Raw genomic sequence first — 271 nt, forward strand, 5'->3', positions numbered from 1 at the left:
GTTCATATTTAGGTTTGTCTTCTTCTGTGTCTTCCTCGAATGACTGGTTACCGCTATTTTGGCCACCTTCATAACCTAATTCACTCTTAATATCAACGTGGCTATTTTCTTCGATTTCTTCAATCACGTCATAATTCCCGTGACCATTTTCAGTTCCTAAACCAGAATGAGAAATATGATGATTGTTTTCAGTAATTTCCTCGACTGGTCCTTGTGCTTGACCATGCTCTTCAGGTAATTCATCCACTAATTCAATCAGATTACTTTCAGT

1 protein-coding gene is annotated in these 271 nt (G+C 37.6%); it reads right to left on the reverse strand.

Annotated elements, in window-relative coordinates; genetic code table 11:
• Positions 1-271, reverse strand: a 271-nt coding sequence (locus tag IDG64_RS14510; RefSeq protein ID WP_206171368.1) for a hypothetical protein, incomplete at both ends; no start/stop codon positions are given.

The organism is Staphylococcus sp. EG-SA-15, assembly GCF_017151895.1.
GTDB classification, from domain to species: domain Bacteria; phylum Bacillota; class Bacilli; order Staphylococcales; family Staphylococcaceae; genus Staphylococcus; species Staphylococcus aureus.